11 protein-coding genes and 1 pseudogene are annotated in these 13579 nt (G+C 72.3%); all 12 read right to left on the reverse strand.

Annotated elements, in window-relative coordinates; translation table 11 throughout:
* Nucleotides 1-72: 72 nt before the first annotated feature.
* The 12 genes and pseudogenes from hpnH to BOQ63_RS12095 all read right to left on the reverse strand — a co-directional run bounded on the left by hpnH (nt 73) and on the right by BOQ63_RS12095 (nt 13535).
* On the reverse strand, nt 73-1101 hold the full coding sequence (gene hpnH, locus BOQ63_RS12040) for an adenosyl-hopene transferase HpnH (RefSeq protein WP_030281258.1): 1029 nt from the start codon (nt 1099-1101) through the stop codon (nt 73-75).
* Nucleotides 1102-1103: 2 nt separating this feature from the next.
* A complete protein-coding gene (locus tag BOQ63_RS12045) occupies nt 1104-1784 on the reverse strand; it encodes a 5'-methylthioadenosine/S-adenosylhomocysteine nucleosidase family protein (protein ID WP_063737800.1) in 681 nt (226 codons plus the stop codon).
* Nucleotides 1781-3862, reverse strand: a complete 2082-nt coding sequence (gene shc, locus BOQ63_RS12050; RefSeq protein WP_223885911.1) for a squalene--hopene cyclase — start codon at nt 3860-3862, stop codon at nt 1781-1783. Before shc ends, BOQ63_RS12045 begins: the two co-directional genes overlap by 4 nt.
* 7 nt (nt 3863-3869) lie before the next feature.
* The gene (locus BOQ63_RS12055; protein WP_030281253.1) at nt 3870-4958 is read right to left on the reverse strand and encodes a polyprenyl synthetase family protein; all 1089 of its coding nucleotides are present in this window, start codon (nt 4956-4958) and stop codon (nt 3870-3872) included.
* A 197-nt stretch (nt 4959-5155) separates the two neighbouring features.
* Entirely contained in the window at nt 5156-6589 is a 1434-nt protein-coding gene (gene hpnE, locus BOQ63_RS12060) for a hydroxysqualene dehydroxylase HpnE (protein WP_030281251.1), read from the reverse strand.
* Between the two features lie 148 nt (nt 6590-6737).
* Nucleotides 6738-7595: a presqualene diphosphate synthase HpnD gene (gene hpnD, locus BOQ63_RS12065; protein WP_046385645.1), complete on the reverse strand. Its 858-nt coding sequence runs from the start codon at nt 7593-7595 to the stop codon at nt 6738-6740.
* A gap of 41 nt (nt 7596-7636) precedes the next feature.
* A complete protein-coding gene (gene hpnC, locus BOQ63_RS12070; RefSeq protein ID WP_037828741.1) occupies nt 7637-8584 on the reverse strand; it encodes a squalene synthase HpnC in 948 nt (315 codons plus the stop codon).
* Nucleotides 8585-8825: 241 nt separating this feature from the next.
* A pseudogene (locus tag BOQ63_RS12075) lies at nt 8826-9826 on the reverse strand (IS5 family transposase).
* A 184-nt stretch (nt 9827-10010) separates the two neighbouring features.
* Entirely contained in the window at nt 10011-10820 is an 810-nt protein-coding gene (locus BOQ63_RS12080; protein ID WP_167344913.1) for an ABC transporter ATP-binding protein, read from the reverse strand.
* Nucleotides 10813-11754 (reverse strand): ABC transporter permease, encoded by a 942-nt coding sequence (locus BOQ63_RS12085; RefSeq protein WP_030551489.1) that lies wholly within the window; start codon nt 11752-11754, stop codon nt 10813-10815. The genes BOQ63_RS12080 and BOQ63_RS12085 overlap by 8 nt, the downstream gene beginning before the upstream one ends.
* Nucleotides 11755-11898: 144 nt before the next feature.
* Nucleotides 11899-12801, reverse strand: a complete 903-nt coding sequence (locus BOQ63_RS12090) for a glycosyltransferase family 2 protein (protein WP_072654212.1) — start codon at nt 12799-12801, stop codon at nt 11899-11901.
* Complete coding sequence (locus tag BOQ63_RS12095) at nt 12798-13535, reverse strand: CDP-alcohol phosphatidyltransferase family protein (RefSeq protein WP_072656226.1); 738 nt, start codon at nt 13533-13535, stop codon at nt 12798-12800. Before BOQ63_RS12095 ends, BOQ63_RS12090 begins: the two co-directional genes overlap by 4 nt.
* Between the last annotated feature and the right edge of the window lie 44 nt (nt 13536-13579).

Genomic DNA, 13579 nt, shown 5'->3' on the forward strand with positions numbered 1-13579 from the left:
GGGCACGGTGGCCCGGGCCGGACGGGAACTCGGGGCGGTACGGCTTCGGAACCGGGCGCGGCCGGCCCGGTCTCAGTGCCCGCGGCTGGAGCTGACGGTCTCGGTGATCGCGCGCAGCGACTGCTGGAGCGAGCCCATGGTCGCGAGGACGGCGGTCGGCTCGTATCCGCAGTGGGCCATGCAGTTCTCGCAGCGCGGGTCCTTGCCGCGCCCGTACTTGCTCCAGTCGGTCTTCTCGACCAGCTCGCGGTAGGTCGGCACGTAGCCGTCGGCCATCAGGTAGCAGGGCCGCTGCCAGCCGAACAGCGAGTAGTTGGGGATGCCCCAGGGGGTGCACTCGAAGTCGGCCTTGCCCTCCAGGAAGTCCAGGAAGAGCGGGCTGTGGTTGAGGCGCCAGCGCTTGCGGTTGCCGCCGGCGAAGGCCTTGCGGAAGAGCTCCCGGGTCTGCTCGACGCCGAGGAAGTGCTCCTGGTCGGGGGCCTTCTCGTAGGCGTAGGCCGGGGAGATCATCATCTCGTCGACCTTCAACTCGTCGTTGAGGTAGTCGAGGACGTCGATGACGGTCTGCGGGGTGTCGGTGTTGAAGAAGGTGCTGTTGGTGGTCACCCGGAAGCCGCGCCGCTTGGCCTCCCTGATCGCCGCCACCGCCTCGTCGAAGGTGCCCTCCTTGGCCACCGACTCGTCGTGCCGCTCCCGCAGGCCGTCGATGTGCACGGCGAAGGTGAAGTACGGCGATGGCTTGAACTTGTCCATCTTCTTGCGCAGCAGCAGCGCGTTGGTGCAGAGGAAGACGTACTTGCGGCGCTCCACCAGCTGCCGGACGATCTCGTCGATCTGCGGGTGCATCAGCGGCTCGCCGCCGGCGATCGAGACCATCGGGGCACCCGACTCCAGGACCGCCCCGACCGCCTGGGCGACGGGCATCCGCTGCTTGAGCACGCCCGCCGGGTGCTGGATCTTGCCGCAGCCCTCGCAGGCGAGGTTGCAGGCGAACAGCGGTTCCAGCTCGACGATCAGCGGGAACTTGTCCCGTCGCTTGAGCAGCTTCTGCTGCATCAGGTAGGTGCCGACCCGCACGGTCTGGCGCAACGGCATGGCCATGGCTAGCTCGCCTCCTGGGGGAGCGTCGAGGATGTGGGGTGGTTCAGGTCTGCGGAGCCGTCGACGGGCTCCTGCCGGTACCAGTCGACCAGGGCGGGTACCGTCGCCCGGAGGGTCCGCCAGGCGCGCACCCCGGCGGGCAGGGTCCCGGGGCGCAGCAGCTCGTGCTCGGGGGTGTCGACCACCACCCGCAGGACGGCGACGGGCAGGACCGGGCGCACCTCCCGCAGTGCGGCGAGCACCGCGGCGGCCTCCATGTCGACGGCGAGCGCGCCCTGCAGGTGCAGGGCGCGCCGTTCGATGCCGCGCACCACGTGGTCGGCGGTGTGGTGCACCCCGATGTGCACGGTGAGGCCCTGCTCCTTGAGCGCCCGGGCCAGCTCCGGCCCGGAGTCGACCGGGTAGAGGTGGCCCTCGGCGTCGCGCACGCCGTCGGCGGCGACGACGTCGCCCGGTGCCACGCCCGGCCCGACGGCGGCGCCGAAGCCCGCCACCACGACCGCGCCGTAGCCGCCCCGGGCGGAGTTGAGCAGCCGGCGGACGGCCGTCCCGGCGCGCCGTCGGCCGACCCCGGTGCGTACCAGCACCGGGGGTCCGCCGACCGCGCCGCGCCAGTCACCGCCGCGCAGGGCCCACACCTCGGGGCCCAGCGCGCAGAGCACGAGCAAGGGTGCGGTGGTCACCGCGCCGCGCCGATCGCCGGGGTACCGCCGGGCTTCACCATGCCCGGGGCGCCGTTGAGGTAGCGGCCGAGCGCGGTGACCGGGAAGACCAGCCGGTACAGGTGGTAGTTGATGGAGAAGTCCCACGGGAAGCCGGTGCCGGTGAACTGCGGCTCGTCCCAGGTACCTTCGGGCAGCTGGGTGCGCACCAGCCAGTCCACGCCGCGCTCCACGGCCGGGTTGGCCCGGCCCTCCGGGCCCTCGCCGGCCGCGAGCAGCGCCATCAGCGCCCACGCGGTCTGCGAGGCGGTGGACTCGCCGCGCCCGGCCCAGCGCGCCGGGTCCTCGTAGGAGCGCATGTCCTCGCCCCAGCCGCCGTCGGTGTTCTGCCGGTCCTCCAGCCAGCGCACCGCCCGGCGGATCGCCGGGTGCTCGTCCGGGACCCCGGCCGCGACCAGGGCGGGCAGCACCGAGCCGGTGCCGTAGATGTAGTTGGTGCCCCAGCGGCCGAACCAGGAGCCGTCCGCCTCCTGGTTACGCAGCAGCCACTCGATGCCGCGCCTGGTCCGCGGGTCCCGGGCCCGGCCGGTCTCGGCGAGCATCTCCACCACGTGGGCGGTGACGTCGGCGGACGGCGGGTCGACCACCTCGCCGAAGTCGCAGAACGGCAGCTTGTTCGGCAGCAGGCTGGTGTTGTCGACGTCGAAGGCGCCCCAGGCGCCGTTCTTGGACTGCATGCCGAGGTTCCACAGCACGCCCCGGTCCACCGCCGCGTCGACCCTGGCCGGGTCCGGGTGGGCGACCCGGCGCAGCGCGAGCACCACCTCGGCGGTGTCGTCGATGTCGGGGTAGGTCTCGTTCTCGAACTCGAAGGCCCAGCCGCCGGCCGGCAGGTCCGGCCGCTGGACGGCCCAGTCGCCGCGCTTGCGGATCTCCTCGCCGAGCATCCAGTCGACGGCGGAGACCAGCGCCGGGTGGTCGGCCGGGAGCCCTGCGTCGACCAGCGCGATGGTGGCCAGGCAGGTGTCCCAGACCGGGGACTGGCAGGCCTCCATCCAGCGCATGCCGTCCTCGGTGTGCACGGTGAAGCGGTCGAAGGAGGCGAGCCCGGCCTTCATCACCGGGTGCTCGAGCTCGTAGCCCTCCAGGTGCAGGGCGATCAGCGAGTAGACGGCCGGCGGCTGGATGCCTCCCCAGCAGCCGTCGGCCTCCTGACGCTCGACGATCCAGCGGCAGGCCTGGGCGACGGCGAGCCGGCGCAGCGGGCGGAAGGCCCGGCGGTGGTAGGCGTGCAGCACCTTGTCCAGGCGCTCGAACAGACCGTCCCAGCTGGTAGCGGGGGCGAGCGGCCGGTCGGGGTACGGGTGGTCCGGGTCGGTGTGCAGCTCGGTGAGCGCGAAGGGGGCCGGACGCACCGGACGGTGGGCCGAGACGACGGTCAGCGGGACGATGGTCTGGCGGGCCCAGCAGCCGAAGGCGTAGATGTTCAGCGGCAGCCACCTGGGCAGGAAGATGATCTCGGGTGGCATCTCGGGCAGCCGCTCCCAGGGCCACCAGCCGAAGAGCGCGAGCCAGATCCGGGTGAACACCCGGGCGGCCGCGATGCCCCCGGCGGAGCGGACGTACCGCGCGGCGGCCAGCATGTGCGGGTCGTCGGGGTCGTCGCCGGCGAGCTTGAGGGCGACGTACGCCTCGACGGTGGTGGACAGTTCGGCGGGCCCGCCGTGGAAGGTGGCCCAGGTGCCGTCCTCCCGCTGCTGGGAGCGGATCCACTGGGCGGTGGCCCGGGTCTGCTCCTCCGTTCGGATGCCCAGGAACTGGCGGAGCAGTAAGTCCTCGGCGTCCATGGTGACATTGGTCTCCAGGTCGCCCTTCCACCAGCCCTCGGAGGACTGCAGCGAGAGCAGGTGGGTGGTGGCGCGCGCCAGCGCCTCGCGCGCGTCGCCGGGCTGCCGGTCCGCCTCACCGGCCGGCCGCGGCCGGTCGGTGTCCTCGGGCTGCCACCGCCCCGCGCCCAGCAGGGCCGGGGGGCGGTCGCCCACCGCGACCGGCTCGGAATCGTACTCAGGGTCGAGCCGGCCGTCCGCGGTTGCTGTCAACGTAACGTCACCTCTCTCGTACCACCACGAATTCGGCGAGTGCGACGAAGTGCTCGCGCACCGCGTCGGACATGGGCACCTCGTCCAGGGCGGCGAGGGCAGTCGTGTGCTGGCGGCGGGCCTCCTCCTGGGTCCAGGCGCGGCCGCCGGCCTCCTCGATCAGCGCGGCCCGGGCGGCGAGCTCGGGCTCGGGCTCCTCGCCCCGGCCCTTCGGGTCCGCGAGCTCCTCGGCGAGCCTGCGCGAGGCCGCCCCGCCCTCGGCGAGCGCGGCGGCGACCGGCAGGGACTTCTTGCGCTGGCGCAGGTCGCCCCAGTGCGGCTTGCCGGTGACCTCGGTCGCGCCCCAGATGCCGAGCAGGTCGTCCACCGCCTGGAAGGCCAGGCCCAGGTGGTGGCCGTAGCGCTGGAGCGCGCCGGACACCTTGTCGTCGGCCCCGGCCAGTACGGCGCCGATCGCCGAGGCGGCCGCCAGCAGGGCCGCCGTCTTGCCGCCCTCCATCTCCAGGCACTCGGCGACGGTGACGCTGTCGCGCTGTTCGAAGGCGACGTCCATGGCCTGGCCGTCGATCAGGTGGCGGGTCGCCGTGGTGAGCAGCCGGACGGCACGCGCCGCGTCGGCGGGGCTGGCGCCGCCGGTGTCCCCGGCGTCGAGCAGCACCTCCGTGCCGAGCGTCGCCAGGGCGTCGCCGACCAGGATCGCCTGGGCCGGACCGAAGACCGTCCAGGCGGTGGCCCGGTGCCGCCGGGTCTCGTCACCGTCCATCAGATCATCATGGAGCAGGGAGAAGTTGTGCACCAGTTCAACAGCCACCCCACCCGGCACGCCCACCTCTGCCGCCGCACCGGCGGCCTGGGCCGAGAGCAGCGCCAGCGCCGGGCGCACGGCCTTGCCGCCGTCCCCCTCCACCGCGGTGCCGTCCCGGTCGATCCAGCCGAAGTGGTACGCCGCGACGGTGTCCATCGGTGCGGCCAGACGGGCGACGGTGGCCCGGAGCGGCGGGGTGCAGAGCGTACGGCTGCGGGCGAGCAGCTCCGGCACCGAGACCGGTTCGGCGTGCGCCGTGCCTCCGACGGCGAAGCCGGTGCGTGACTCCACGTGCGTTCCCTCTCCCTCGTGGTGCCGGACCGCGCGGGGCGGCCGGGTGCTGTCGGTGCCGCTGGTGTCGATGCCGGTGCGGTCGATGCTGGTGCTGTCGATGCTGGTGGTGGCGGCGCGAACGGTGTCCGTACGGCCGACGGGGCCGACGGTACGCCCGTCGGCTCTGGCGGGCTCCCCGGCGACGGGAGCCGCCGTCACCTGGGCCACCGCCCGTCGCCCCGGTCCACCGGCACCCGGGCTCCGGCCGCGGCCAGCGCGGCGTCGGCGGCGGCGTGGCCGCTGCGCACGGCGCCCTCCATGGTCGCGGGCCAGCCGGTGGCGGTCCACGCACCGGCCAGCAGCAGGCCGGGGACGCCGGTCCCGGCTCCGGGCCGCAGCTCGGCACTGCCGGGCGCCCCGTCGAAGGTGGCGGTGCGCTCCCGGGTGACGAAGAAGTCCAGCACCTCGGCGCCCGCGGCGGCCGGGAGCAGCCGGGCGAGCTCGGGCAGGTAGCGGCGGCGCAGCTCGGCCACCGGCAGGTCGATCTCGTCCCGGACGGCGGACTGCGAGAGTGCCAGGTACTGGGCGCCGGGGTGGGCGCGGCCGAGTCCGGTGCCGGCCAGGCCGGAGTGGGTGGTGCGGTCGAAGACCCACTGGACCGGGCTGCCGAGCGCGGCGAAGAAGGGCCGGCGCAGCACCTTGCGGTCGTAGACCACGTGCACGTTGAGGATCGGCGTGGTGCCGAACCCGGCCAGCCGCTCCTGCCCGGGGACGGCGCCGGGGGGCAGCAGAGCGGCGGCGGTGTCCTGGGCACCGGCCAGCACCACGGTGTCGGCGGTGAGCAGCTGCCCGTCCTCCAGCCGGACGGCGTGCTGGGGCGCGGCGGGCTTGAGTTCCGCGACCCGGGCGCGCAGCAGCACCCGCACGCCGGCGCGTTCCAGCTCGACGAGCGCCCGGTCGTGGTGGATCACTCCGAGCGGGACGGCGGGCACGCCGATGTCGGAGGCCCCCGGCTCGGAGAGCAGGCCGGTCTTGAACACCATCGCGGCGAGCGCCAGCGACACCTCGTCGGCCCGGGCGTTCAGGGTGGCGACGCCGACCAGGTCCCAGAGCGCGGCCGTGGTGGCGGCGTTCTGCCCGTTGCGGCGCAGCCACTCGCCGAAGGAGAGCCGGTCCAGCGCCGGGTCGGCGAGGTCCAGGCCCTTCAGGGCGAGCGCGCCGCGGACGACCCGGGCGCGGTCGGCCGGTGACAGGTGCGGGTAGCGGGCGAGGCTGCCGGCCAGGTGCAGCGGAACGGGCAGGCCGGCCCGGCGCAGTCGGCCCAGGGTGCGCACCGGGGCCTGCTCGGGGCCGGCGACGGAGAGCACCGGGACGTCCAGGCGGTCCTGGAGATGGGTCATCCGGGCAGCACCCAGGCGCTCCAGCAGCCCGCGGTAGGCGGTGCAGCAGCGCAGGAAGACGTGCTGGCCGTTGTCGACGGTCAGCTCGCCGCGCTGGAAGGAGAACGCCAGGCCCCCGAGCCGGGGACGCCCCTCCGCCAGGGTGACGTCGTGGCCGGCCTCGGCCAGCCGCAGCGCGGTGGTGATCCCGGCCAGGCCGCCGCCGACCACGACGGCGGCCGGGCGCGCGGCATCGGCTCGCCCGGTCATCGGCCCTCCCCCTCGCTCGACCGCCCGGTGGCGGTCGGTGTGGCCGGCGCGCTGGCGGCCGGCACCGTCATGGTCAGCATCGTGGTCAACGCGGCTCTACCCGGATGTGATTCCCCGCTGACACAGCGTGACAGAACCGTGACGAGAATCAAGAACGCCCCCCGGCGAGCCCGGAAAGCGCCACGTACGCCTTCTCCCAGCCCGGCAGCGAGACCCGGCCGCGCAGCACCGACTCGGGATCGGCGGCGATCCGGCCGAGCAGCCGGTGGTAGATCCCGGCCATCGCGGCGGTGCAGGCGCGGCTGCGGCGGTCGAGCATCGGCAGCAGCCGCAGGCCCTCCTCGAAGGCGGCCTGGGCACGGGCGGCCTCGAAGGCCACCAGACCGGTGAAGTCCGCGCCGACCGGCGGCTTGGACAGCGCGAAGCCCTGCTCGCAGCCGAACCGGACCAGGTCCTCGGTGGGCAGGTAGGTGCGGCCGTTCAGGGCGTCCTCGCGCAGGTCGCGCAGGATGTTGGTGAGCTGCAGGGCCAGGCCCAGGGTGTCCGCGTAGCGCGCGCCGCGCTCCGGGTCCTCGCAGCCGTAGACGCCGAGCGAGAGCCGGCCGATGGCTCCGGCCACGCAACGGCAGTAGATCTTCAGCTCCTCGTACGTCTGGTACTCGGCGCCCTTGAGGTCCATCTCCACACCGTCGATCAGCTCGTCGAAGCCGCCGAGCGGGATCGGGAAGCGCCGGGCCGCGTCGGCCAGGGCGACCTTGATCGGGTCGGTGTCGTCCTCGGCGACCGTCCCGGAGCGGACCTCGTCCACCAGTTCCCGGGTGCGCACCAGCGCCTCGGCCTTGCGGTCGGCCGGGAGGTCGCCGTCGCCGATGTCGTCCACCCGGCGGGCCAGCGCGTACAGGGCCGACATGGCCAGCCGCTTGGGTTCGGGCAGCAGCCGGATGCCGTAGCTGAAGTTGCGCGCCTGCAGTCCGGTGACTGCCTCGCAGTACCGGTACGCCGCCATGACCTGGGCCGACGCCAGTGGTGATGCCGCCACTCGGGCGTTCACCTTCCCTTCGCGAAGATGGCCGCCGCCTTCACTGCGAGGCGACGCTTGTCCGGCTTCGCCTGCCGGGCGAGCACGTCGTACCCGGCGTCCTCGACGGCCGCCAGGGCCGCGTAGCCGCCTGCGGTGAATCCCGCCAGTAGCAGTCGAAGCCTCCCCCGAACCGTACCTACCAATGGTGCGCCGCGGTCGAGCAGGGTGCGGGCCCGTTCGGCCTCGAAGGCGATCAGTTCCCGAACCGCTCCGGTCGCGCGGGGGGCGGCGAGCTCCTCCTCGGTGACGCCGAAGCGTTCGAGGTCCTCGGTGGGGAGGTAGATCCGGCCGCGGGAGAGGTCCTCGGCCACGTCCTGGAGGTGTTCGACCACCTGGAGGGCGGTGCAGATCGCGTCGGAGAGGGCGATCCGCTCGGGGGTGGAGACGCCCGCGATGGCCAGCACCAGGCGGCCCACCGGGTCGGCGGAGAGCGTGCAGTAGCCGACCAGGTCGTCGTACGTGGCGTAGCGGGTGGTGGTCTGGTCCACCCGGTTGGCCTCGATCAGACGCCGGAACGGCTCGGGGGTCAGCTGGTGCCGGTCGACCAGCGGGACGAGCGCCGTCATCAGCGGGTGGCGGGGCCGTTCGGCGTCGGCGGAGTGCAGGGCGGTCTCGAACACCCGGTCGAGATCGCGCTCCAGCCCGTCGAGCAGCGCGAGGCGGAAGGCGGCCTCCGCCGGGCTCGGCCGGCCGGACTGGGCCGAAGGGGTGGCGGCGGGCCGCCGCTCGACCCCGAGCAGGGCAGCGGTGGCGGCCGGGTCGGCCAGGTCGCCGTCGCCGGCGTCGTCGACCAACCGGGCGAAGCCGTAGACGGCCATCAGGTCGTCGCGCCAGGCCGCGGGCAGGAAGAAGGGGGCGACCGGGAAGTTCTCCGCACCCGCCTTCTCCAGGGTCTGTCCCGCGGAAGGGTTCACCGGCGTATCTCTGGGCTGGGCCGAAGCCGACACTGCAGTCACTCCCCCGTTCTACACCGCTGGGTACCACCGGTCCGACTCGGACACGCGTCCGAGCGCGGGCGTCACGCAGGGCACATCGCCCCCGCGCCCCCAGCCTGACACCACGCGACGCGCCCGAGAAGAGTGCCCCGCCCGGCGCACGGTGGCGCTCACCCCCGCGGGGACGGCCAGCCGGACTAGGGCGCGTATTCGGTCGTGATCAGTGGGTTCGGGTGAGGTCCTTGATCCAGATCATTGCGCCGCGGAGGTGGAGGCCGGCGAGGTAGCTTTCCGGGGTCTTGTCATACCGGGTCGCGATGCCTCGCCAGGCCTTCAGCTTGTTGATCAGGCGCTCGACGGTGTTCCGCTCCTTGTAGAGCTCGGCGTCGTGGCTGACAGGCCGGCCGCCCCGGCTGCCCTTCTTCTTCCGGTTGGCGGCCTGGTCCTTCTTCTCCGGGATGACCGCCTTGATGCGGCGTTTGCGCAGGTGGGCACGGTTGCCGCGGGACGAGTAGGCCTTGTCCCCGGCGACCGCGTCGGGCCGGGTGCGAGGACGGCCGACCGGCACCCGGACCCGGACCTTCTTCAGCACGGGGATGAACTGCGGGCTGTCCGCGGTCTGGCCCTCAGTCAGGATGAACACCAGCGGGCGGCACTTGCGCTCACCGGCAACGTGGATCTTGCTGGTCTGCCCACCCCTGGAGCGCCCGAGCAGGGCTTCCTTCAGCCGGAGCTTGCGCCGGCGCCGGATGCGTCGCCGTTCTGCCCGTTTCGGGTCACCTGAGGCGTCCCGCCCGTCTTGTTCCTCCGGGCCTCCCCCTTTTGCCGGGCCTTCTCCGCCTCCTCGGCAGCCTTCTCCAGGGCGGCCATGGTGTCGGAATCGAGGTGCATCCCGGCGGCGTCGTGGTGAGCGCGCACGGTGGTGGAGTCCACACTGACCAGGGACAAGTCCACCTCGCCGCGCTTCGCGGCTTCCGCGATCACGCCCTCCATCAGAGCTTCGAAGACACCGGCGTCCCTCCACTGCCGGAACCGATTGGAGACGGTTGACCACGCACCGAACTCCTTCGGCATCTCCCGCCACTGCCCGCCCGTCCGGAATCGCCAGATCACGCCCTCGAACTGCTGCCGCAGCCGCTCCGGGTACGGGCCGTACTCGCCGATCGGCAAGTACGGCTCGATCAACACCCACTCCGCATCCGTAAGTTGCGCTCGTGTCACGCACTACGGTCTACCGGATCGGGACCCGCCGCGAAGGTGAATCGGGCAGATTGATCACGACCGAATACGCGCCCTAGGGCGCGTCTTTCGGATGACGTCGGATCAGCGGGCGCACGCCGAAGGGCCGGCTCCGGAGTGTTCCGGGGCCGGCCCTCGGGAGCCAGGGGTTTTCGGGGGCCTGAGCCTACGGGCGCTCGCCGCGCTCGTACCGTCCGACGACCTCGTCGGTCGGGCCGTCCATGACCAGCTCGCCCGCCTCGATCCAGATGGTCCGCTCGCAGACCTCGCGGATCGAGTTGTTGTCGTGGCTGACCAGGAAGACCGTACCGGCGGAGCCGCGCAGCTCGTCGATGCGCCTCTTGCTGCGCTGCTGGAAGGCCTGGTCACCGGTGGCCAGCGCCTCGTCGATCAGCAGCACGTCGTGGGTCTTGGCGGCGGCGATCGAGAAGCGCAGCCGGGCGCCCATGCCGGAGGAGTAGGTGCGCATCGGCAGGGAGATGAAGTCGCCCTTGTCGTTGATCCCGGAGAAGTCGACGATCTCCTGGTAGCGCTCCTTCACCTGGGCCGGGGTCATGCCCATCGCCAGACAGCCCAGGATGACGTTGCGCTCGCCGGTGAGCTCGTTCATCAGGGCCGCGTTGACGCCCAGCAGCGAGGGCTGGCCGTTGGTGTAGATGCCGCCCTTCTCGGTCGGCAGCAGGCCCGCGATGGCGGCCAGCATGGTCGACTTGCCGGAGCCGTTGGAGCCGATCAGGCCGATCGCCTCGCCCTTGTACGCGGTGAAGCTGATGCCCTTGACCGCGTGCACCTCGCGCACGCCGGCGCCGCGCTTACGGCTGAGGATGCGGCTCATCGCCGAGGTGGCGCTGCCCTTGCCGGAGCCGGCGCCGTGCACCCGGTAGACGATGTGCACGTCGTCGACGACCACGGTGGGCTCGCGGGCCACGCTGACGGCCGGGACGGCGTCGCGCTTGATCAGGTCGGTGTCAGCCACGGCCGTACTCCTCCTCGGCCTTCCAGAAGAAGACGTATCCGATGACGAACATGCCGATCGCCCAGCCGATGCCGTACGTCCACTGGTGCGGCGGAAGGGTCTGGTGAACGGCCTGGTGCTTGTTGTAGATGATCGGCGCGAAGGCGTGCCGCAGCAGGTCCATGTAGACGGAGGCCGGGTTGAGGGCCATGATCGTCTGGATGGAGTGCGGCCAGGTCTGGATCTTGTCCTGGATGCTGAACATCACGCCGGACAGGAACATCCAGGCCCGCATCACGAACGGGATCAGCTGGGAGATGTCACTGGTCTTGGAGCCGATCCGGGCGAAGATCAGCGAGATGCCGGTGTTGAACAGCGTCTGCAGGAGCAGTGCCGGGATGACCAGCAGCCAGGTCTTGCCCGGCTTGATGCCGCCCGCCAGCACGGTGACGACCAGGACCACCATCGAGATCAGCAGCTGCTGGAGCTGGATCACGGTGAAGGCGATCGGCAGGCTGGCGCGCGGGAAGTGCAGCGCGCGGATCAGGCCGAGGTTGTCGGAGATCGCCCGGGTGCCGGACTGCACCGCGTTCTGGGTGAACTGGAAGACGAATACGCCGATGCACAACCAGGAGATGTAGGTGTGACCGGGGAAGCCCTGCTTGCTCGCCAGGATCACGCCGAAGACCAGGTAGAACACGCCGCAGTTGAGCAGCGGGGTCACGACCTGCCACAGCTGGCCCAGCTTGGCGTCCGTGTACTGGGCCACCAGGCGGGCGGTGGCGAAGGCCCAGATGAAGTGGCGCCGGGCCCAGAGCTGCTTGGTGTAGGCGAACAGCCCGGGGCGCGCGCCGCTCACCGACAGGCCGTACTTGTCCGCAAGCTGCTTGGGGGTCAGGCCCGCGTCCGCCCCCCTCGGGGCTGAGAGGCTGACGGGTTCACTCACTGTCGACACATTCGTCCTTCGCGCGGGATCTGGTCGGGGCGGCCGGTCGGCGGGGGTCCGCCGGCCTTGCGCCGATGGGGATCCACTGGGATCACGGGGGAGGTTCCGGCCGGTGTGTGGTCACCGGCCGAGGCGATCGATCACTCGATCCAATCAGATGATCGGAGGACGGCCCATCCTGGTCAGTCGCCAGACGGTACGCCACCGCATGGGCTTCCGCGGACCGCAGGGTTCGCGGAAGCCCGCCCGGAATCCGCCCATCCAGGCCTTCAGTCCCTCCGCGGAGGGACGTCGGGCCAGGGTCAGCAGGAACCAGGTTCCCAGATAGAGAGGCACCAACGGGGCCGGAAGGTTCCGTCTCGCGAGCCAGACCCTGTTACGGGCCACGTTGTGGAAGTAGGCGGCGTGCCGGGCCGGCGAGGTGGCGGGGTGGTGCAGCACCACCTCCGCCCGGTAGTCGATGGCCCAGCCGGCGTCCAGCGCGCGCCACGCGAGGTCGGTCTCCTCGTGGGCGTAGAAGAACTCGGCGGGCAGTTGCCCGGCCTGCTCGAACACCTTGCAGCGCACGGCGCTGGCGCCGCCCAGGAAGGTGGTCACCCGGGAGGAGCGCATCGGATCGCTGGCACGCAGCCGGGGGACGTGCCGGCGCTGGGTGACGCCGGTGTCCGGGTCCTCGATCCGGAAGGACACGATGCCCAGCTCCGGATCGGCGGTGAAGGCCTCGCGCAGCAGGCGGGCCGAGTCGGTGCGGGGCAGCAGCCCGTCGTCGTCCAGGAAGAGGACGGCGTCCACCTCCCGGCCGTCCGGCCCGAACAGCTCGATGCCGACGTTGCGCCCGCCCGGGATGCCGAGGTTCTCCGGCAGCTCGACGGTGCGCACGCCCTCGACCAGCGGCGGCAGCTCGACGCCCTGGCCGACCACGGCGAGCTCGACCGCCGGGCCCTCCTGGGCGCGGACGGACTCGATCAGGGCGTTGAGCTCGGCGGGCCGGTTGCCCATCGTGATGATGACGACGCCGAGGCGGAAGCTGTCCGCGGTGGTGGTGGTAGTGGTCATCGGAGCCTGCTCGAAAGGACGATGCTCAGCAGGTGGAGGACGGTCTGCAGCATGGCGATCGCCGCCAGCACCACGACGGCGAGCCGGGTGAGGAGGAGCCCGCCGTGCACGGCGTCGGCGATCCCGGCCGCCAGGATGAACAGCGAGGCCTCGACCGCGCCGACCAGGCGGTGGAACTTCAGCAAGGAGGCCACCCGGCGCGCCTTGGCCACCGAGGAGGAACGCGGAACCGAGGCGCTGTCCTCGACCGCCGTCATGCCGCTGCGGGCCCGGGCCACGTCCACCAGGTCCGTCTCGGACTTGATCAGGATCGCGCCGAGCGCGGCCAGCGTGCCCAGGAACGCCCACTCCCAGTGGGAGCCGTGGCCCTCGCGGTGCAGCAGGTCGGTGGCGCGCAGGCCGAGGCCGGTCAGCAGGGCCGCCTCGGACATGTAGTGGCCGACCCGGTCCAGGTAGACGCCGGTGAGCGAGGTCTGCCGGCGCCAGCGGGCCACCTCGCCGTCCACGCAGTCCAGCAGCAGGTAGACCTGGATCAGCAGGGCGCCCAGGACCGCGCCGGTGATGCCCGGCACGACCAGTGCGGCACCGGCCAGGATGCCGGTGAACATCATCAGGTAGGTCAGGCCGTTGGGCGTGATCGCCGTCACGGTGGACAGCACGCGGGTGATCCGCAGCGAGATCTTCCGCATGTACAGGCGCCCGGCCCAGTGCTCGGCGCTGCGACGCTGGAGCATGCCCTCCGGGTGGATCACCGCGCGCAGTTCCTCGATCGAGGGCC

Source organism: Streptomyces viridifaciens (assembly GCF_001888885.2).
Taxonomy (GTDB): Bacteria; Actinomycetota; Actinomycetes; order Streptomycetales; family Streptomycetaceae; genus Kitasatospora; species Kitasatospora aureofaciens.

What these genes read in the sequence shown, in the direction of transcription:
- hpnH (WP_030281258.1), bottom strand. Translation starts at nt 1,101, where the DNA reads ATGGCCATGCCGTTGCGCCAGACCGTGCGGGTCGGCACCTACCTGATG.
- hpnE (WP_030281251.1), bottom strand. Translation starts at nt 6,589, where the DNA reads ATGACCGGGCGAGCCGATGCCGCGCGCCCGGCCGCCGTCGTGGTCGGC.
- hpnD (WP_046385645.1), bottom strand. Translation starts at nt 7,595, where the DNA reads ATGGCGGCGTACCGGTACTGCGAGGCAGTCACCGGACTGCAGGCGCGC.
- BOQ63_RS12090 (WP_072654212.1), bottom strand. Translation starts at nt 12,801, where the DNA reads ATGACCACTACCACCACCACCGCGGACAGCTTCCGCCTCGGCGTCGTC.
- BOQ63_RS12095 (WP_072656226.1), bottom strand. Translation starts at nt 13,535, where the DNA reads ATGCTCCAGCGTCGCAGCGCCGAGCACTGGGCCGGGCGCCTGTACATG.